14 protein-coding genes, 2 tRNA genes and 3 rRNA genes are annotated in these 19,838 nt (G+C 42.3%); 12 read left to right on the top strand and 7 right to left on the bottom strand.

Annotated features, from left to right (window positions below):
- Positions 1-212: 212 nt before the first annotated feature.
- The 4 genes from rrf to EXH44_RS03490 form a co-directional block, all read right to left on the bottom strand.
- Positions 213-328, bottom strand: a 5S ribosomal RNA gene (gene rrf / locus EXH44_RS03475).
- 150 nt (positions 329-478) lie between these two features.
- Positions 479-3,376 (bottom strand): 23S ribosomal RNA (locus tag EXH44_RS03480).
- A 188-nt stretch (positions 3,377-3,564) separates the two neighbouring features.
- Positions 3,565-3,640 (bottom strand) — tRNA-Glu (locus EXH44_RS03485).
- 103 nt (positions 3,641-3,743) lie between these two features.
- Positions 3,744-5,283 (bottom strand): 16S ribosomal RNA (locus EXH44_RS03490).
- Together the 16S, 23S and 5S rRNA genes with 1 tRNA gene alongside form the textbook arrangement of a ribosomal RNA operon.
- 397 nt (positions 5,284-5,680) lie before the next feature.
- On the opposite strand from EXH44_RS03490, the gene EXH44_RS03495 reads away from it, so the two are divergent.
- The 8 genes from EXH44_RS03495 (at position 5,681) to EXH44_RS03530 (ending at position 13,410) form a co-directional block, all read left to right on the top strand.
- A complete protein-coding gene (locus tag EXH44_RS03495; RefSeq protein WP_162856292.1) occupies positions 5,681-6,514 on the top strand; it encodes a DUF5718 family protein in 834 nt (277 codons plus the stop codon).
- A gap of 111 nt (positions 6,515-6,625) precedes the next feature.
- Positions 6,626-7,432: a DNA ligase gene (locus EXH44_RS03500; RefSeq protein WP_162856293.1), complete on the top strand. Its 807-nt coding sequence runs from the start codon at positions 6,626-6,628 to the stop codon at positions 7,430-7,432.
- A gap of 223 nt (positions 7,433-7,655) precedes the next feature.
- Entirely contained in the window at positions 7,656-8,558 is a 903-nt protein-coding gene (locus tag EXH44_RS03505; RefSeq protein WP_162856294.1) for a hypothetical protein, read from the top strand.
- Between the two features lie 171 nt (positions 8,559-8,729).
- Positions 8,730-8,990: an oxaloacetate decarboxylase subunit gamma gene (locus EXH44_RS03510; RefSeq protein ID WP_135674838.1), complete on the top strand. Its 261-nt coding sequence runs from the start codon at positions 8,730-8,732 to the stop codon at positions 8,988-8,990.
- A 12-nt stretch (positions 8,991-9,002) separates the two neighbouring features.
- Entirely contained in the window at positions 9,003-10,829 is a 1,827-nt protein-coding gene (gene oadA / locus EXH44_RS03515; RefSeq protein WP_162856295.1) for a sodium-extruding oxaloacetate decarboxylase subunit alpha, read from the top strand.
- Between the two features lie 8 nt (positions 10,830-10,837).
- The gene (locus EXH44_RS03520; RefSeq protein ID WP_162856296.1) at positions 10,838-12,142 is read left to right on the top strand and encodes a sodium ion-translocating decarboxylase subunit beta; all 1,305 of its coding nucleotides are present in this window, start codon (positions 10,838-10,840) and stop codon (positions 12,140-12,142) included.
- A 114-nt stretch (positions 12,143-12,256) separates the two neighbouring features.
- Positions 12,257-12,577, top strand: a complete 321-nt coding sequence (locus tag EXH44_RS03525; protein ID WP_162856297.1) for a zinc ribbon domain-containing protein YjdM — start codon at positions 12,257-12,259, stop codon at positions 12,575-12,577.
- A gap of 185 nt (positions 12,578-12,762) precedes the next feature.
- Complete coding sequence (locus EXH44_RS03530; RefSeq protein ID WP_162856298.1) at positions 12,763-13,410, top strand: IS256 family transposase, variant Zn-binding type; 648 nt, start codon at positions 12,763-12,765, stop codon at positions 13,408-13,410.
- Between the two features lie 165 nt (positions 13,411-13,575).
- On the opposite strand, the gene EXH44_RS03535 is transcribed toward EXH44_RS03530, so the two are convergent.
- Both EXH44_RS03535 and rho read right to left on the bottom strand, forming a co-directional pair.
- Positions 13,576-14,739 carry a cytochrome-c peroxidase gene (locus EXH44_RS03535; protein ID WP_162856299.1) on the bottom strand — a complete coding sequence of 388 codons (1,164 nt, stop codon included), beginning with the start codon at positions 14,737-14,739 and terminating at the stop codon, positions 13,576-13,578.
- A gap of 44 nt (positions 14,740-14,783) precedes the next feature.
- Complete coding sequence (rho, locus tag EXH44_RS03540) at positions 14,784-16,046, bottom strand: transcription termination factor Rho (RefSeq protein WP_005714322.1); 1,263 nt, start codon at positions 16,044-16,046, stop codon at positions 14,784-14,786.
- A gap of 174 nt (positions 16,047-16,220) precedes the next feature.
- Between rho and hslR the strand changes: the two genes are divergently transcribed.
- The 4 genes from hslR to EXH44_RS03560 all read left to right on the top strand — a co-directional run bounded on the left by hslR (position 16,221) and on the right by EXH44_RS03560 (position 18,588).
- On the top strand, positions 16,221-16,622 hold the full coding sequence (gene hslR, locus EXH44_RS03545; protein WP_162856300.1) for a ribosome-associated heat shock protein Hsp15: 402 nt from the start codon (positions 16,221-16,223) through the stop codon (positions 16,620-16,622).
- Between the two features lie 77 nt (positions 16,623-16,699).
- On the top strand, positions 16,700-17,569 hold the full coding sequence (gene hslO, locus EXH44_RS03550) for an Hsp33 family molecular chaperone HslO (RefSeq protein WP_162856301.1): 870 nt from the start codon (positions 16,700-16,702) through the stop codon (positions 17,567-17,569).
- Positions 17,570-17,639: 70 nt separating this feature from the next.
- Positions 17,640-18,410: a DNA polymerase III subunit epsilon gene (gene dnaQ, locus EXH44_RS03555; protein WP_162856302.1), complete on the top strand. Its 771-nt coding sequence runs from the start codon at positions 17,640-17,642 to the stop codon at positions 18,408-18,410.
- Between the two features lie 101 nt (positions 18,411-18,511).
- A tRNA-Asp gene (locus tag EXH44_RS03560) sits at positions 18,512-18,588 on the top strand.
- Between the two features lie 294 nt (positions 18,589-18,882).
- On the opposite strand, the gene nrfD is transcribed toward EXH44_RS03560, so the two are convergent.
- Complete coding sequence (nrfD, locus tag EXH44_RS03565) at positions 18,883-19,836, bottom strand: cytochrome c nitrite reductase subunit NrfD (protein ID WP_162856303.1); 954 nt, start codon at positions 19,834-19,836, stop codon at positions 18,883-18,885.
- Positions 19,837-19,838 lie beyond the last annotated feature (2 nt).

Raw genomic sequence — 19,838 nt, forward strand, 5'->3', positions numbered from 1 at the left:
AAGATAGATAAAGAACTTATCATAAGAAACTGGATAAAATGAATACAAAAGGAAATGCAATGCATCTGACAAGCGGTCAGATTCCCTCATTTTTTTGCAAATCCTTTTGCAAATTCCTCTCGCCATCTCACCGCTTGTTTGCGGGATGTTTATCCCTAAACGCAAAAAACCGCAAGCTATCTCTAACTTGCGGTTTCTTTACCTTAATAAAACCCTGATGGTGCCCTACTCTCACATGGGGAAACCCCACACTACCATCGGCGTTACTGCGTTTCACTTCTGAGTTCGGGATGGAATCAGGTGGGACCACAGCACTATGGCCATCAGGAAAATCTTTGATGACTTTCTCTATCTTATTGTCTGTTCTTTCATTTCGAAACAAGCTGCTCTGAGTGTCTTTATTTTGTTTAGTTAGTTTGTTGCTTTTATTCAGCTTTCAACTCTCTTGCGCTTCTTCTTCAAAAACGCTTGAGGTTGTATAGTTAAGCCTCTCGGGCAATTAGTACACGTTAGCTCAATGTATCACTACACTTACACACCGTGCCTATCTACGTCGTAGTCTCCAACAACCCTTACAGTCTTATAGACTGGGATGACTCATCTTGAGGCAAGTTTCGTGCTTAGATGCTTTCAGCACTTATCTCTTCCGCATGTAGCTACCCAGCAATGCCTCTGGCGAGACAACTGGAACACCAGTGATGCGTCCACTCCGGTCCTCTCGTACTAGGAGCAGCCCCTCTCAATCATCCAACGCCCACGGCAGATAGGGACCGAACTGTCTCACGACGTTCTAAACCCAGCTCGCGTACCACTTTAAATGGCGAACAGCCATACCCTTGGGACCTACTTCAGCCCCAGGATGTGATGAGCCGACATCGAGGTGCCAAACACCGCCGTCGATATGAACTCTTGGGCGGTATCAGCCTGTTATCCCCGGAGTACCTTTTATCCGTTGAGCGATGGCCCTTCCATTCAGAACCACCGGATCACTATGACCTGCTTTCGCACCTGCTCGACTTGTCTGTCTCGCAGTTAAGCTTGCTTATACCATTGCACTAACCTCACGATGTCCGACCGTGATTAGCAAACCTTCGTGCTCCTCCGTTACTCTTTGGGAGGAGACCGCCCCAGTCAAACTACCCACCAGACACTGTCCGAGACCGCGTTCCGCAATCTTCGTTAGAACATCAAACGTTAAAGGGTGGTATTTCAAGGACGCCTCCACAATCACTGGCGTGACTGCTTCAAAGGCTCCCACCTATCCTACACATCAAAATTCAATGTTCAGTGTCAAGCTATAGTAAAGGTTCACGGGGTCTTTCCGTCTAGCCGCGGGTACACCGCATCTTCACGGCGATTTCAATTTCACTGAGTCTCGGGTGGAGACAGCCTGGCCATCATTATGCCATTCGTGCAGGTCGGAACTTACCCGACAAGGAATTTCGCTACCTTAGGACCGTTATAGTTACGGCCGCCGTTTACTGGGGCTTCGATCAGGAGCTTCTCTTTCGATAACACCATCAATTAACCTTCCAGCACCGGGCAGGCATCACACCCTATACGTCCACTTTCGTGTTTGCAGAGTGCTGTGTTTTTAATAAACAGTTGCAGCCAGCTGGTATCTTCGACTGGTTCAGCCTTCGGGAGTAAATCCCTACAACCTACGCCAGCGCACCTTCTCCCGAAGTTACGGTGCTATTTTGCCTAGTTCCTTCACCCGAGTTCTCTCAAGCGCCTGAGTATTCTCTACCTGACCACCTGTGTCGGTTTTCAGTACGGTTTATCTTCATCTGAAGCTTAGTGGCTTTTCCTGGAAGCGTGGTATCAGTTACTTCATCTCCGTAGAGACTCGTCATCATCTCTCAGTGTTAGTAGGAGCCCGGATTTGCCTAAGCTCCCCACCTACCAACTTAAACAGACATCCAACAGTCTGCTAACCTAACCTTCTCCGTCCCCACATCGCAATGAAGACAAGTACGGGAATATTAACCCGTTTCCCATCGACTACGCTTTTCAGCCTCGCCTTAGGGGCCGACTCACCCTGCCCCGATTAACGTTGGACAGGAACCCTTGGTCTTCCGGCGAACGAGTTTTTCACTCGTTTTATCGTTACTTATGTCAGCATTCGCACTTGTGATACGTCCAACAGACTTCTCAATCCATCTTCATCCGCTTACACAACGCTCCCCTACCCAACAGTATTTCTACTGATGCCGCAGCTTCGGTGCTATATTTTAGCCCCGTTACATCTTCCGCGCAGGCCGACTCGACTAGTGAGCTATTACGCTTTCTTTAAATGATGGCTGCTTCTAAGCCAACATCCTAGCTGTCTAAGCCTTCCCACTTCGTTTCCCACTTAATATAGACTTTGGGACCTTAGCTGGCGGTCTGGGTTGTTTCCCTCTCCACGATGGACGTTAGCACCCACCGTGTGTCTCCTGAGTATCACTCTTCGGTATTCGCAGTTTGCATCGGGTTGGTAATCCGGGATGGACCCCTAGCCGAAACAGTGCTCTACCCCCGAAGGTGTCCGCTCAAGGCTCTACCTAAATAGATTTCGGGGAGAACCAGCTATCTCCCGGTTTGATTGGCCTTTCACCCCCAGCCACAAGTCATCCGCTAATTTTTCAACATTAGTCGGTTCGGTCCTCCAGTTAGTGTTACCCAACCTTCAACCTGCCCATGGCTAGATCACCGGGTTTCGGGTCTATACCTTGCAACTATCCGCCCAGTTAAGACTCGGTTTCCCTTCGGCTCCCTTATTCAGTTAACCTCGCTACAAAATATAAGTCGCTGACCCATTATACAAAAGGTACGCAGTCACCCCAAAAGGGCTCCCACTGCTTGTACGTACACGGTTTCAGGTTCTATTTCACTCCCCTCACTGGGGTTCTTTTCGCCTTTCCTTCACAGTACTGGTTCACTATCGGTCAATCAGGAGTATTTAGCCTTGGAGGATGGTCCCCCCATCTTCAAACAGGATTTCTCGTGTCCCGCCCTACTTGTTGTTAGCCTAGTACCACAATTTACTTTTTAAGTACGGGATTATCACCCTCTACGATTGAGCTTCCCAGCTCATTCCTCTAAGTTAAACTGCTATCACTAACTGGCTCTTTCGCTTTCGCTCGCCGCTACTTACAAAATCTCGGTTGATTTCTTTTCCTCGGGGTACTTAGATGTTTCAGTTCTCCCGGTTTGCCTCACTTGCCTATGTATTCAACAAGTGATAGTAGATTCTTCATCTACTGGGTTTCCCCATTCGGACATCTTGGATTAAACGCCTCTTATCGACTCATCCAAGCTTTTCGCAGATTAGCACGTCCTTCTTCGCCTCTGATTGCCTAGGCATCCACCGTGTACGCTTAGTCACTTAACCATACAACCTCAAACATTTTTATTCGAAGTCGATATTAACTACTAAACACTTGACTGCTTTTGTTCAGTCAAGATTTTCTTACTACTCAGACTTTCTTTCGAAAATCTCTCAGTTTTTCAGCTTGTTTCCAAATTTTTAAAGAACAATTCGATAATCACTTATCTTTCGACAAAAAAATCATCTTTAAATGGCGTCCCCACGGGGATTCGAACCCCGGTTACCGCCGTGAAAGGGCGATGTCCTAGGCCTCTAGACGATGGGGACAACATTTAAAGATGCTTTCCACTTTGCCATTATAACATATTCTCTTCACTGTCTACAATTACCAAACAATCTGTGTGAACACTTGCAAATCGCTTCATCTAGGTAAGGAGGTGATCCAACCGCAGGTTCCCCTACGGTTACCTTGTTACGACTTCACCCCAGTCATGAATCATACCGTGGTAAACGCCCCCCTCTCGGTTAAGCTATCTACTTCTGGTACAACCCACTCCCATGGTGTGACGGGCGGTGTGTACAAGGCCCGGGAACGTATTCACCGCGACATTCTGATTCGCGATTACTAGCGATTCCGACTTCATGGAGTCGAGTTGCAGACTCCAATCCGGACTTAGATGCACTTTCTGAGATTCACTCCACCTCGCGGTATCGTAGCCCTCTGTATGCACCATTGTAGCACGTGTGTAGCCCTACTCGTAAGGGCCATGATGACTTGACGTCATCCCCACCTTCCTCCAGTTTATCACTGGCAGTCTCCTTTGAGTTCCCGACCGAATCGCTGGCAACAAAGGATAAGGGTTGCGCTCGTTGCGGGACTTAACCCAACATTTCACAACACGAGCTGACGACAGCCATGCAGCACCTGTCTCATAGTTCCCGAAGGCACTTCCGCATCTCTGCAGAATTCTATGGATGTCAAGAGTAGGTAAGGTTCTTCGCGTTGCATCGAATTAAACCACATGCTCCACCGCTTGTGCGGGCCCCCGTCAATTCATTTGAGTTTTAACCTTGCGGCCGTACTCCCCAGGCGGTCGATTTATCACGTTAGCTACGGGCACCAAGCTTAAAGCCCAATCCCCAAATCGACAGCGTTTACAGCGTGGACTACCAGGGTATCTAATCCTGTTTGCTCCCCACGCTTTCGCACATGAGCGTCAGTATTTTCCCAAGGGGCTGCCTTCGCCTTCGGTATTCCTCCACATCTCTACGCATTTCACCGCTACACGTGGAATTCTACCCCTCCCTAAAATACTCTAGCGACCCAGTATGAAATGCAATTCCCAAGTTAAGCTCGGGGCTTTCACATCTCACTTAAGTCACCGCCTGCGTGCCCTTTACGCCCAGTCATTCCGATTAACGCTCGCACCCTCCGTATTACCGCGGCTGCTGGCACGGAGTTAGCCGGTGCTTCTTCTGTGACTAACGTCAATTGCTTGTTCTATTAAAACAAACACCTTCCTCATCACCGAAAGAACTTTACAACCCGAAGGCCTTCTTCATTCACGCGGCATGGCTGCATCAGGGTTCCCCCCATTGTGCAATATTCCCCACTGCTGCCTCCCGTAGGAGTCTGGACCGTGTCTCAGTTCCAGTGTGGCTGGTCATCCTCTCAGACCAGCTAGAGATCGTCGGCTTGGTAGGCCTTTACCCCACCAACTACCTAATCCCACTTGGGCTCATCTTATGGCAGGTGGCCCGAAAGTCCCACCCTTTAGTCCTTAGACATTACGCGGTATTAGCTACAGTTTCCCGTAGTTATCCCCCTCCATAAGCCAGATTCCCAAGCATTACTCACCCGTCCGCCACTCGTCAGCAAGAAAGCAAGCTTTCTCCTGCTACCGTTCGACTTGCATGTGTTAAGCCTGCCGCCAGCGTTCAATCTGAGCCATGATCAAACTCTTCAATTCAAAAAGTTTAATCGCTCAATAAACTGCTTAGCTAAAGTTTACATATTACTTTTAAGTAAAAATGAATTTCTAGTTTAAGCACTTATCAAGACTTCAAAATTAAATAATATTTTCAAATAAAGTCAATCAACAAGTGCCCACACAGATTGTCTGATAAATTGTTAAAGAGCAAAAAAGAACGACGCACTGTCAAATTTAACTACTCACAACAGCGCGTCGTTGTGTGGTGCGCATTATAGAGAAATCCCAAACTAACGCAAGTACTTTTTGCAAAAAATTTGAAAAAAGTAACCGCTTGTTGAATTTTAATTCAGAATGGCTATTTTGTGTTAAAATTTAATTCTAAAAGTAGTCGTGTTCACTTTATTTTTACATCTCATTTCTACAGGAGAAACCCATGCAACTAGAAAAATTCATCGGTTTAGGTGTTGCAGGAAACTTTGCCGGACATTTGGAACAAGCAGGCGAAGCCGCTGACTTTGTCAAAGTTCAAACCGCCGAAGCGATTCAACCGAAAGCCATTTTCCCGTTTTATGTTCCTTGCAAAAATTTAGCCGAATCCGACCGCTTTCTTGCTCATTATCCACTCTCCCATGACACCATTAATTTCCCGAAAGATGCCGACAACCTGCAAATCGAACCAGAAGTCGCGCTAATTTGTGACATTGAATATCAAGACAGCAAAGTCGTTGCGTTAAAACCAACACACTTTGCAGCTTACAATGACTGTTCAATTCGTCGCCCGAATGCCCGCAAAATCTGTGAAAAGAAGAATTGGGGAGATAATTCCAAAGGTATTTCCGCCACACAAATTGCGTTAGATAAATTCGAACAAGGCGGAAACCTGGATCAATATCATATCGCCTGTTTCCACAAACGGAACGGTAAATTAACCGAATACGGCATCGACAGCCCAACGGTTGGTTACAGTTATTTTCACCAAAAACTATTAGATTGGATCATCGACCGAATGAATAATCAACCCGATCAAGACCCAATGAGCAACATTTCTGATTTGCTCGCTTTGGCAAATTATCCAACCAAAGCTATTATTAGTATCGGCGCAACCCGCTACACAGATTTTGGTGAACAGAATTTCTTACAAATCGGCGATACAAGTATTGTCGTGGTTTATAACGCAAAACGTTATTCCCATGATCAGATTATTGATATGGCAGAAAAAGAAGTCTTTGAAGAAGGGATTTCGGCGTTAATACAAGCGGTCAGATAACCCAAATTTTTTGCAATTTTTTCGACGTAGATCGAAAAATTCGATCGCTGATCAGATTTTTAAATTTACTTTTCGTATAGTCGCTACATATTTTTCATTGAGGAGAAAGATATGTGGCGATTTCTTTTATTTTTTATCATTCCAACGTTATCTGCACAGCCCGTCAATTTAATGTTGTTAGAACAATATAAAGATCAGGATGTCACCGGTTGGGTGATGAGTGAAAAACTGGATGGTGTACGTGGATTTTGGGATGGCAAACAGTTAATCAGCCGTCAAGGTTATCCGTTTTTGCCACCCGATTATTTTATTCAAGGCTTTCCGCCCTTTGCGATTGACGGGGAGTTGTTCAGCGAGCGAGGAAAGTTTGAAGAGATTTCGGCAACAGTGCGTTCCGCCTCGCCGAAAGGTTGGTATAAGTTAAAATTACACGTTTTTGACGTGCCGAATGCTGAAGGGAATTTATTTGAGCGATTGAAGGTTCTGCAAGATTACCTTACTACACATCCCACACCTTATATTGAAATTATTGAACAGATTCCTATCAAGGATACAACGCACCTCAATCAATTTTTTGAGCAGATTCAACAGCTCGGCGGTGAAGGTGTCGTGGTGCGAAATCCGAATTCACCTTACATTCAAGGGCGTTCGGCACAAATTTTAAAGCTGAAAACCGTACTAGATGAAGAATGCACCGTGATTGCTCATCATAAAGGCAAAGGAAAATATGCCGATAAACTGGGGGCGGTAACCTGTGAAAATCATCGTGGGCGTTTTCGCATCGGTTCGGGATTTTCCGATAAAGAACGAGAGAACCCTCCTGCTATCGGTAGCCTTATCACTTATAAATATCGTGGTTTAACTGAAAATGGCAAACCTCGTTTTGCGACTTATTGGCGAGTACGAACAGATCAATAAAAACTATTTTGCAAAAAATTCATAAAATCTGACCGCTTGTTATAAATGATAGACGATTAGTGATTATCAAATAAGCTATTGACAAAGGATGATATAACAGGCGTAATAGGCACCGATAGAATATCTTCTATCAATTACTCTATTTTTCTACAAGCGGTAAGATTTTGTAAAATATTTGCAAGATCTCACCGCTTTATAATAACTGATCATAAAGGTATCAATTATGAAAAAACATTTACTCTCGGTATGCATTGCTGCACTTGCTTTAGCAGCATGTTCAGATAATGATAAAGAGTACTATCTTAAAAATATTCCTGAAGCAGAGGAAAAACTCAAAGAGTGTAATGCGGAAGTACAGCAAGCTCGTCAATCAAAAGATAAAGAAAAACTCGAAAAACTAAAAGCAGACTTAGAATGCCAATCTGCAGCTCAAGCTATTAAAGAGAATCGTATTGCAGAAGCTAAACGCAAACGTGAAGAAGAGGAAGAAAAGCGTCGAATTGCAGTGGAAGAAGCCAAAAAACAAGTGGATGCTGAATTCGCTGGTTTAGATTGGAGAGCATTTACCGATAAATTCCTTAAACATCAATGCACAATTAATATTAGTAATACTGGCAGAACCCCAGAATGTACTGCACTTTATGCATTACAAAAACAGAAATCCGAAGAGGGGCAAGCAGAACTGATGAAGATGTCTCTTGATGATTTAATTTTAAAACAGCGAGAAGAGTGTCGAGAAGTCCATTTAACAAGATCATTCTCAGTATGTGAAATAACCGCAAGAGCACTAGCTAAAAAAGCCGATGAGGAAATTGGGAAAATGTCTCTTCAAGAGTTGGACATCGCTCGCCACGAATATGAGCCATTAGAGCATATTCGCCATCTCTTTGACTATAAAGTTAAAGAGAGATATAAACAATTATCAGATGAGATGGTACAAAATCTTCTTAAAGATTATGAAGCCATTAAAAAATCATTTAATGAATGTGTAGATTTATATCAAGCCATTCCACAGAATGATAGTCAAGCACATCGCAAATTTGCAGATACTTACCCTTGTAAGCAAATAAGAGATGCTGCAGCTCGAGCTCTGAAAATATACTCTTTTGATCAGAAGATTAACTAATTTTATATCACCTTCGATAATATGATTAGGCAGATATTTCACTGCCTAATCATGCACTTCGACTTTCATCTACTTGATAAATAATTCTCTTTACTATTTTGATTTAAGTTATAGAAATCTCCGATAAATTGATTTACATTATTTACTCTTCTTCTTTTCAGAGGGCAATCTATGACTGAAACTGAACTTATCACGGAAGGACTGAATCTGATGTTTGTCGGAATGGGATTTGTGATGCTGTTTCTATTCCTGCTTATTCTCGCTATTCAGCTGATGTCACATCTTATAAATCGTTATTTTCCTGAACCGATCAAGATAGTTGAGCCATCTCAACCACCATCGCAACCTGCCATCTCTAATGATTTAGAACGCTTACGCCCCGTTATTGTGGCAGCTATTGCACACCACCGCCGTACTCAAGGACTTAAATAAGAGGATTATCAAATGACTATTCAACCGAAAAAAATTGCTATTACTGATGTGGTATTAAGAGATGCGCATCAATCATTGTTTGCGACACGTTTACGTTTAGACGATATGTTACCGATCGCAAAAGAACTCGATGAAATTGGATATTGGTCATTGGAAGCATGGGGGGGAGCAACGTTTGATGCTTGTATTCGTTTTTTAGGGGAAGATCCGTGGGTGCGTTTACGTGAATTGAAAAAAGCGATGCCAAAAACGCCATTACAAATGCTACTGCGTGGTCAAAATTTATTAGGTTATCGCCATTATGCCGATGATGTGGTTGAACGCTTTGTCGATCGCTCCGTGGCAAACGGCATGAGTGTTTTCCGTGTGTTTGATGCAATGAACGACCCACGCAATATGAAATGTGCACTACAAGCGGTACGAAAATACGGCGGACATGCACAAGGAACGTTAAGTTATACCACCAGCCCTGTTCATACGACACAAACTTGGTTAGATGTCACCGAGCAGTTACTTGAAATCGGCATTGATTCATTAGTGATTAAAGATATGTCGGGAATCCTCACCCCAATGGCAGCCTATGATTTGGTCAAAGAAATTAAATCCCGTTATGATGTGGAATTACATCTACACTGCCACTCCACCACAGGCATGGCAGAAATGGCATTACTCAAAGCGATTGAAGCAGGCGTGGACGGTGTAGATACGTCTATTTCATCCATGAGTGGCACTTACGGACACCCTGCAACCGAAGCGTTAGTAGCAACCTTACAAAGCACCCCTTACGATACGGGTTTAGATATTCCACAATTAGAAAAAATTTCCTCTTATTTCCGTGAAGTTCGTAAAAAATACCATGCGTTTGAAGGGCAATTAAAAGGTGTAGATAGCCGTATTTTAGTTGCTCAAGTACCAGGGGGAATGCTCACCAACCTTGAAAGCCAGTTAAAACAGCAAAATGCGTCCGATAAATTAGACTTGGTGTTAAAAGAGATCCCTGAAGTCCGTAAAGATCTCGGCTATATCCCGCTAGTCACCCCAACATCACAAATTGTCGGTACACAAGCGGTGATTAACGTACTTATGGGTGAACGCTATAAAAATATTGCGAAAGAAACAGCGGGCATCTTAAAAGGTGAATACGGACGCACACCTGCACCGGTCAATGCCGAATTACAAGCCCGAGTGTTGGAAGGCAAAGCGCCGATTACCGATCGCCCAGCCGATCACCTTGCGCCTGAAGTCGAAAAATTAACGGCTGAAATTACCGCTCAAGCCAAAGAAAAAGGTATTAAATTAGCCGAAAACAGTATTGATGATGTGTTGATTGTTGCGCTCTTCCAACAAGTCGGTTGGAAATTCTTAGAAAATCGTGGCAATCCAGATGCTTTTGAACCAGTTCCAACGAAAGAAAGTGCTAAACCAGCGACACCAAAAGCAGAAAAACCGGCAACACAAGCGACCGGTTCTGCAGTTTACACCGTTGAATTAGAAGGCAAAGCTTTTGTGGTGAAAGTCAGTGAAGGTGGCGATATCAGCAATATAGCTCCGGTAGCCTCCCCTGCACCAGCTCAACCTGTTGCCTCAGTTGCAAATTCTGCGCCACAACCAACCGCTTGTGGTAACGGCGAGCCAGTCAATGCACCAATGGCAGGAAATATCATTAAAGTTGTAGTAAATGAAGGACAGCAAGTCGCAGAAGGTGATGTATTACTCATCCTTGAAGCGATGAAAATGGAAACCCAAATCTGCGCAGCAAAAGCCGGAACAGTACAAGGTATTAAAGTGAAAGCAGGTGATGTCGTCGGCGTAGGCGATGCGCTGATGCAAATCGCCTAGGGGGAAATATGGAAAGTTTGTCAGCATTAATTCAAGGTATGGGAATCATGCACCTTGAGCTAGGGCAAGCCATTATGATTGCCATTAGTCTCTTGTTGCTGTGGCTCGCTATCGCCCGACAATTTGAACCGCTGTTGCTGTTACCTATCGGGTTCGGGGGCTTGCTCTCGAATATTCCCGAAGCGGGTTTAGCCATGACGGCTCTTGATAACTTGCTTCATCACGGCACAACACAGCAACTTTCGATGGTCGCGGAAAAATTAGGTAGCCAAGTTGATCCAAGCGCCATTAAGGAAGCATTAGGTTTAGCCTTGCCGTCGGTTCGTCATGAACTTGAAGTTCTTGCGGGAGATTTTGGCTACACATCTGGTGTATTAGCCCAATTCTATCAAGTGGCAATCGGCTCGGGTGTTGCACCACTGGTGATCTTTATGGGGGTCGGTGCAATGACTGATTTTGGACCTTTACTTGCTAACCCAAAAACATTGCTACTTGGTGCTGCTGCCCAATTTGGAATTTTTGCGACGGTACTGGGGGCTGTGGGTTTAAACTGGCTTGGCATTATTGATTTTACTCTGCCACAAGCCGCAGCGATCGGTATTATCGGTGGTGCGGATGGACCAACCGCCATTTACCTTGCGAGTAAGCTAGCGCCTGAATTATTAGGTGCAATCGCTGTTGCAGCCTATTCTTACATGGCTCTGGTGCCGCTAATTCAACCGCCAATTATGCGTGCGTTGACGACCGAACAAGAGCGTAAAATCAAAATGGTACAAATGCGCAATGTTAGTACCAGAGAGAAAGTGTTGTTCCCAATTGTGTTATTGGTTTTAGTCGCCTTGTTATTACCAGATGCAGCTCCATTATTAGGAATGTTCTGCTTTGGAAACCTGATGCGTGTTAGTGGTGTAGTAGAACGTTTAAGTGATGTTGCCCAGAATTCTCTGATTAATATGGTTACCATCTTCCTTGGATTATCCGTTGGCTCTAAATTAGTTGCCGATAAATTCCTACAACCACAGACATTAGGCATTTTAGCTCTTGGCATTATTGCCTTTGGTATCGGCACTGCAAGCGGTGTGATTATGGCGAAAATCATGAATCGCTTCAGTAAGACACCAATCAACCCTTTGATTGGTTCGGCAGGCGTATCTGCTGTACCAATGGCAGCCCGTGTATCCAATAAACTTGGACTTGAGGCTGATAAACAAAACTTCCTATTAATGCACGCCATGGGGCCAAATGTCGCTGGCGTCATTGGGTCAGCGATTGCGGCTGGCGTCATGTTGAAATATATTTCCGCATTACAATAGGTTTATCTTGATAAGGTTAGGGGCAAATTAAAATGCCCCTTTTAATTTGCAAAAAATCCCTCAAATCTCACCGCTTGTAGTAGAATAGCCATTTTTAAATACTCGAGGATATTTATGGACTACCCAATTTGCCCTGCTTGCAAAGGCGAAAATACATATCATGATTCAATTCAATTTGTTTGCCCTGATTGTGGTAATGAATGGACAGGTAATGAAGTTGAGATCGATGAAGATCAATTAATTGTCAAAGATAGCAACGGAAATTTACTTGCTGATGGCGATGATGTTATCTTAATCAAAGATTTAAAACTCAAAGGTTCTTTAGAAGTGTTAAAGAAAGGAACGAAATACAAAGGTATTCGCTTAGTGGCTGGCGACCACAATGTAGATTGCGGAAAATTGTTACTCAAATCTGAGTTTTTGAAAAAGGCATAATGAAAAGTATATAGGTGAAAATGAATTAAGAGTTACTACCGACTTTTAGCCTATATACCCTAATGTACAAAAAGGTGTAATAGACAAAATAGTTGCTAAAAAGTGGCTTAAAGCCTTATAGTACAAGGCTTTAAGCCCCTAAAACACCTTTAAAACCACCTTTAAATCGATACTTGAACATCATCATGGATACGACATTCTTCGGTCGTTATTTTGGTGTATTAGTGTTGATGGATTCAAATTCAAATAACGTCATTTCTCATTATTTTGTGCGAGCCGAAAAAGATATTTACTATAAACTTGCCCTGAATAGATTAAGAGAAAAAGGCTATATAATTCAATCAATTACCTGTGATGGTAGGCGTGGTTTAATGAAAGATTTATTTAATACGCCGGTACAAATGTGTCAATTTCATATGGTAGCAATTGTAATGAGAAAATTAAGAAAAAAACATCAATCGCAAGCGGGTAAAGAATTAAAAACAATTGTAAAAACACTCACGAGTAGCTCAAAAAATGAATTTTATCGGCGATTACATTCTTGGTTTATAAAACACCAAACGTTTTTAAAAGAACGGAGTGATAAAGCGAATGAAAAAGGCTATTTCCCTTATAAACATCGCAATGTAAGAAGTGCTTATGCCAGTTTAAAGCGTTATATGGATTATATTTTTACCTACGAGAAATGTTCTGAATTAAATATAAAAAAGACGACAAATCGTTTAGAGGGATTATTTAGTGAACTTAAACGAAAATTAAATAATCATAACGGATTAACGAAAAAGCGTAAGATGTTGTTTATACAGGATTTTTTAAATAAAAAGAGTTGCTAATATTTTAAAGAAAATAAACATTAGCAACTGTTTTGTCCACTTGGCATAGTTTTTGACGGTTCAGCAACTATTTTGTCTACTATGCCAATCTATTAGTTTCAGCGAAATAGTTCAAAGAAAATGCCCTGAGAATATCAGGGCATTTTGCAAAAAAGAGCGAGAATCTTACCGTTTGTTCAACAAAGGCTCATAACGCTCATCCGTTAAGATCTTCAAAAATGCTTCTAGTGCATCAATCTCGTCATCTGATAGAGGCTTTGCGGTGAGTTCTTGCTTCGCTAAAGTGGGCTCATATTCAGGTTTGTCCCACCCTTGTTGCGTTTCAGGATTCACCCTGCGTTTATCGTTATTGAAGTGATCTAAATAGAACAATACCGTCCTTAATTCCTTAAATACACCATTATGCATATAAGGGGCAGTTACCGCGACATTCCTTAAAGTCGGCACTTTAAATTTGCCTTTTTGCTTTTCATCGCCTTTGACATTCGGATTTTCAAATAAACCCAAATCAACAAAATCTTGAGCGTAGCCATTATGTGCAATTAATGCCTTGTTACTCGGTGTGCCAATATTGTAATAACGATAGTTTGAAAAGGTTTCTTCGGGATGATTTGCCGTTTGCTGTAATTGATGACAGCTCGCACAATTAGCTTTGTCTTTATCAAAAAAGAGTGCTTTGCCTTTGGCTTCAATCTCGGTCAGCTGATATTCACCTTTGAGCGATTTATCATATTTTGAACTAAAGGGCGCGAGTAACTTTTTCTCTTTTTGAAATGTCGCAATGGCATCTTCCATGGCGGCATAGACGGAATCAACGCTATCCCAGACCGTTTTGCCATAATGTTGAGTTAATAAATTTGCATACATTGGGATTTGCCATAGCCGTTTGGCAATGGAAAGTTTATCAGGCATACCCATTTCAAGCGGATCAAGCGGTGGCATTCCTGCTTGATTTTGCAAATTTGTGGCTCGACCGTCCCAAAATTGTCCACCCACATACTCTTTAATCGACTCATCGAAATGAAATTCAGGAGAATATTTTGCATAAAGCATCGTTGGCGAATTTCGTTTGCCGAACTTACTGAGATCATCACCTTGTGACACCATTCTGTTAGCACTGTTATCTCTAACATCAATAAATGCTGCATCAGGATTATGGCAACTTGAACAATTTTGGTTACCGTGAAATGAAAGACTATTGTCGAAAAAGAGAATTTGACCGAGCAGTGCTTTATCAATGCCATTTGCAGGCATTGTTCGTGGTTCTTTTTCTATCGCATAGCTTAATAGTGGTAAGCAAAGAAAAGATAAAAATACTGTGTTTTTCATAGGGTTATTAATGACAAACGGCACTTTAAGTGCCGTTTCTATAACTAAGATCTTTTCATGATCTCAAAAAATTCATCGTTGGTTTTTGCGACCATCAATTTATCAATGAGGAATTCCATTGCTTCCACTTCACCCATTGGGTTAAGGATTTTGCGTAAAATCCACATTTTTTGTAATTCATCTGGGCTTGTGAGTAGATCTTCTTTACGCGTGCCTGAACGGTTAAAGTCAATCGCTGGGAATACACGGCGTTCTGCAATTTTACGAGAAAGGTGTAATTCCATATTACCTGTTCCTTTGAACTCTTCAAAGATAACTTCGTCCATTTTTGAACCTGTATCCACAAGTGCTGTTGCAATAATGGTTAAGCTACCGCCTTCTTCTACGTTACGAGCTGCACCGAAGAAACGTTTTGGACGGTGTAAGGCATTAGCATCGACACCACCAGAGAGAATTTTACCAGACGCTGGGGTTACTGTGTTGTAAGCACGGGCTAAACGTGTGATAGAGTCTAATAAAATAACGACATCTTTTTTATGTTCGACTAAACGTTTTGCTTTTTCAATTACCATTTCAGCAACTTGAACGTGGCGAGTTGCAGGTTCATCAAAGGTTGAAGCGATCACTTCGCCTTTGACCGAACGTTGCATTTCCGTTACTTCTTCTGGACGTTCATCAATTAATAAAACAATTAATTCACACTCAGGATAGTTATGGGTAATACTTTGAGCAATGTTTTGAAGTAAAACGGTTTTACCTGCTTTTGGCGGTGCTACGATCAAACCACGCTGACCTTTACCGATTGGTGAAGCTAAATCTAAGATACGTGCTGTTAAATCTTCTTTTGAACCATTACCACGTTCCATACGCAAACGTGAGTTAGCGTGAAGTGGGGTTAAGTTTTCAAAGAGAATTTTGCTACGAGAAACTTCAGGTTTATCATCATTGACTAAATCGACTTTTAGCAATGCAAAGTAACGTTCGCCTTCTTTCGGTGGGCGGATTTTACCTTCGATTTTGTCACCAGTTTGAAGATTGAAACGGCGGATTTGACTTGGGGAAACATAGATATCATCAGGACCTGCAAGGTAAGAACTGTCGGCAGAACGGAGAAAACCAAAACCATCAGGTAAGATTTCTAACACGCCTTGACCGAAAATGTCTTCACCACTTTTTGCGTGTTGTTTCAAAATGGCGAAAATAATATCTTGTTTACGTAAGCGAGCTAAGTTTTCTAGCCCCATTTGTTCTTCACCGATACGGACAAGTTCCGATACGGGTGTATTTTTTAACTCTGTAAGATGCATAGGAATAATTATTTTTTATAAAAGATTGGATTAAAACAGGTTAATTCAGATTTGTTTGTATGAATTGTGGTGGCGAAGAATACAGCGAAATCAGGTGTTTTGCAAATTTTTTCTGCAATCTGTCCGCTTGTTTGCGTGAAAAAGGGTAAAATATAACAAAACGATGGGGGAGATATGGCAGAAAATCATGATGACGTACGTTTAGATAAATGGCTATGGGCAGCCCGCTTTTACAAAACCCGTTCCATTGCAAAGGCAATGATTGAAGGTGGTAAAGTCCATTACAATGGGCAACGGGCTAAAACCAGTAAAATTGTCGAAGTCGGGGCAACAATTAAGTTACGCCAAGGCAACGATGAAAAAGAAGTTATTGTCACAGCCTTGAGCGATCAACGACGTGGCGCGCCTGAAGCACAACTACTTTATCAAGAAACGGAAAAAAGTATTCAAGAGCGAGAAAAAATCGCCTTTGCCCGTAAAGCAAATGCGTTGTCGATGCCACACCCAGATCGTCGCCCAAATAAAAAAGAGCGGCGTGATCTGATTAAATTCAAATACCAAGAAAGTGATTTGTAATTTGATAAATCATCCCCATATAACGTGACAACTGCGGTGAACGTCTTCACCGCTTTTATATTTCATAAGGATTTTTAATGACAACTTACACACAAGATAACGATAAACTTTATCGCTTTTTATTTCAAAACCGCGCAGTGCGTGGCGAATGGGTTCGCTTAAATGACACTTTTACGGAAACCCTAAATACCCACCACTATCCATCAGCAGTACAAAATTTGCTAGGTGAAATGTTGGTGGCAACCAGCTTATTAACGGCAACACTTAAATTTGAAGGGACAATTACCGTTCAAATTCAAGGTGACGGCGCATTAAAATTAGCGGTAGTAAATGGCAATCATCAACAACAATTCCGTGCTTTAGCACGTGTTGAAGACAATATCGCAGACAATGCAACACTTCCAGAAATGATTGGTAATGGCGTATTGGTGATTTCTATCATTCCAGACAACGGGGAACGCTATCAAGGGGTGATAGCGTTAGATAAACCAACAATTAGCGAATGTTTAGAAGATTATTTTGCTCGTTCAGAACAGCTCGCCACACAGCTTGTGATCCGTGTAGGTGAATATCAAGGCAAAGCCGTTGCAGGTGGAACATTATTACAGATCGTTCCAGATGGCACAGGCTCACCGGACGACTTCGATCATTTAGCCACTTTAACATCGACCATCAAAGCCGAAGAGTTATTCGGTTTAACTGCCGAAGAGCTGCTTTATCGTTTGTTCCACGAAGAAACAGTGGAAGTTTATCAACCACAGTCCACAGAGTTTAAGTGTGGTTGCTCAAGAGAGCGTTCAGGGGCGGCGATTTTATTACTGCCTGAAGAAGACATTGCAGAGATGTTAGCCGAAAAACAAGGGGTAATTGATATGCAGTGCGAGTGTTGCGGTACGCAATATTTCTTCGACCAAAAAGCGATTGATGAATTAAAAGCAGATAGTTAATTTGAATAACAAGCGGTAAGATCGGTAAAACATTTTGCATATCCTACCGCTTGTAACTTAGGGAAATACAATGAGCGAACAACAAATATTACGCCAAGTTGTACTTGATACTGAAACCACGGGAATGAATTTCAATGGTGCTCCGCACATTGGACATAACATCATTGAAATTGGTGCAGTCGAAGTGATTAACCGCCGTTTAACCGGGCGGACTTTTCACGTCTATATCAAACCACCAAGGGAAGTCGAGGCAGAAGCAATGCAAGTTCACGGTATTACCAACGAAATGCTGGCGGATAAACCTGCATTTGCTGAAATTGCCGATGAATTTATTGAATTTATCAAAGGGGCGGAACTGATTATCCATAATGCCCCCTTCGACGTTGGATTTATCGACCACGAGTTTTCCTTTTTGCCGAATCCCCCTGAAAAAGTGGCACAGATGTGTACCGTCACGGACAGCTTACAGCTTGCTCGTAAGATGTATCCAGGGAAACGTAACAATTTAGATGCGTTATGTGACCGCTTGGGGATTGATAACAGTAAACGTGTCCTGCACGGTGCGTTACTGGATGCGGAGATCTTGGCTGATGTGTTCCTGATGATGACAGGCGGTCAAATTGCCCTTATTGGTGAAGACGAACACGAGCAAGTAAAAACATCTTCAGCAGAGCAAGTTTACCAGCCATTAAATATCGACACCTCTAACTTGATTGTATTAGCCCCCGATGAAGAAGAGTTGGCAGAACATCTTAAATATCTTGAGTTGATAAATAAAAAATCAAAAGGAAATTGCCTTTGGACGAGAGATCTGGTGACAGAAAACACGACGGTGAATTAAAAAGAGAACATTTTGTATAGTAAAAAGCCAATTAAGAAATTTTTTCAAAAAAGTGTTTGACGGTAGAGTGCGAAATCATTAATATACGCCTCGTTCGCTGCGGAGTGGTAGTTCAGCTGGTTAGAATACCTGCCTGTCACGCAGGGGGTCGCGGGTTCGAGTCCCGTCCATTCCGCCAACTAATTTAAACGTCATAATATACCTCCTTAGTACGTTATAGAAAAGAGCCTCTGAAAAAATCAGAGGCTTTTTTCTTATCTCCCAAGAGTCATACACTAAACTGTAATAGACATTTTCATTGCTCTACTCAGCATAATACGGTATTTCTAAATAGAAACGGTTGCTAATATAAAAATAAATATTAGCAACCGCTTTATTTTATGTACCAAAACTACTTTTTATTAGACACTGTCTATTTCTAATAGCTTTTGCAAAAAATAGACAAGATCTACCCGCTTGTATCCTTAAATCACTATGCAATCGTCATTTGCCCTGCATAAAGCACAAAATAACGTAAACAGAGGACACCGATTAAACCTAATATCGCAAGGAAAAGGATAAAGCCTTTTTGGTGTTTCACTTTTGCTGGTGAAACAAGGTTAAGTAACATTGGAATGACTAAACCAATAGCCACAACGCCTATCCAGAAGATTTTGCCCCAATAGCCTGAAAAGGTTAAAGCGTTATCCGCTGCCACCGCACTTTGTCCACCATTGGAATAAAGGTACGCAAAGAAGCCCACTAAAAGTAACATTTCAATAAGTACAACAGGCTTTTCAAACTTGTGCAAGAAATGTACTTCATGGCTATCCGTTGCGGCTTTGCCAACTACCAAGATTGCAACAAGAAGTGCTGCAATACCCGATGATGTTCCCGAAGCCAAGAATAAGACTGGCAAGACAGGGTTATTTAACATTGGGTAACTGATTAATTCAGATAATAGGAAACCCGTATAAGCCCCAAGAGCAAGGGAAAGTAAAATCAACAGGATTTCAATCAACGAGGTAAATTTCGCTGCAATATCAATTAATCCAAAAGCAAATTTGGGAATAAAACTGAAACCGCTTAGCCAGTTTTTGAAGATAATCGCTAACCAAACAACTAATACCGCCATAAAGACTTGGAATAGCATTACCCCCATCGACATAACAGAATCAAACTGATAGTTAAACATCAAGTACCAGAATGTCCACGGGCGAGCCAAGTGGAAAATCAATAGCGTTAAGCCAATGATTGTCGCAAGCGGTGACATGATTGCCATTGTGCGAATCATCCAACTTTGGCTTGGATCAGCTAAATTCGCTTTACGCTTATATAACACCGTAAGCAAGGTTGAACCTGCAGATATCCCAAGTAAAAAGAGATAGATTGCAATGGTTGAATCCCACACTAGATTCGGGGTTTGGAATGGAACATATTCATTCATCG

The sequence above is a fragment of the Actinobacillus indolicus genome (genome assembly GCF_004519515.1).
Lineage (GTDB): Bacteria > Pseudomonadota > Gammaproteobacteria > Enterobacterales > Pasteurellaceae > Glaesserella > Glaesserella indolica_A.

Bases quoted from the DNA above. Each gene is read 5' to 3' on its own strand.
- oadA (WP_162856295.1), top strand. From the start codon at position 9,003: ATGACTATTCAACCGAAAAAAATTGCTATTACTGATGTGGTATTAAGA.
- EXH44_RS03525 (WP_162856297.1), top strand. From the start codon at position 12,257: ATGGACTACCCAATTTGCCCTGCTTGCAAAGGCGAAAATACATATCAT.
- EXH44_RS03495 (WP_162856292.1), top strand. From the start codon at position 5,681: ATGCAACTAGAAAAATTCATCGGTTTAGGTGTTGCAGGAAACTTTGCC.
- hslR (WP_162856300.1), top strand. From the start codon at position 16,221: ATGGCAGAAAATCATGATGACGTACGTTTAGATAAATGGCTATGGGCA.
- nrfD (WP_162856303.1), bottom strand. From the start codon at position 19,836: ATGAATGAATATGTTCCATTCCAAACCCCGAATCTAGTGTGGGATTCA.
- hslO (WP_162856301.1), top strand. From the start codon at position 16,700: ATGACAACTTACACACAAGATAACGATAAACTTTATCGCTTTTTATTT.
- EXH44_RS03535 (WP_162856299.1), bottom strand. From the start codon at position 14,739: ATGAAAAACACAGTATTTTTATCTTTTCTTTGCTTACCACTATTAAGC.
- EXH44_RS03500 (WP_162856293.1), top strand. From the start codon at position 6,626: ATGTGGCGATTTCTTTTATTTTTTATCATTCCAACGTTATCTGCACAG.
- EXH44_RS03530 (WP_162856298.1), top strand. From the start codon at position 12,763: ATGGATACGACATTCTTCGGTCGTTATTTTGGTGTATTAGTGTTGATG.
- rho (WP_005714322.1), bottom strand. From the start codon at position 16,046: ATGCATCTTACAGAGTTAAAAAATACACCCGTATCGGAACTTGTCCGT.
- EXH44_RS03505 (WP_162856294.1), top strand. From the start codon at position 7,656: ATGAAAAAACATTTACTCTCGGTATGCATTGCTGCACTTGCTTTAGCA.
- dnaQ (WP_162856302.1), top strand. From the start codon at position 17,640: ATGAGCGAACAACAAATATTACGCCAAGTTGTACTTGATACTGAAACC.
- EXH44_RS03510 (WP_135674838.1), top strand. From the start codon at position 8,730: ATGACTGAAACTGAACTTATCACGGAAGGACTGAATCTGATGTTTGTC.
- EXH44_RS03520 (WP_162856296.1), top strand. From the start codon at position 10,838: ATGGAAAGTTTGTCAGCATTAATTCAAGGTATGGGAATCATGCACCTT.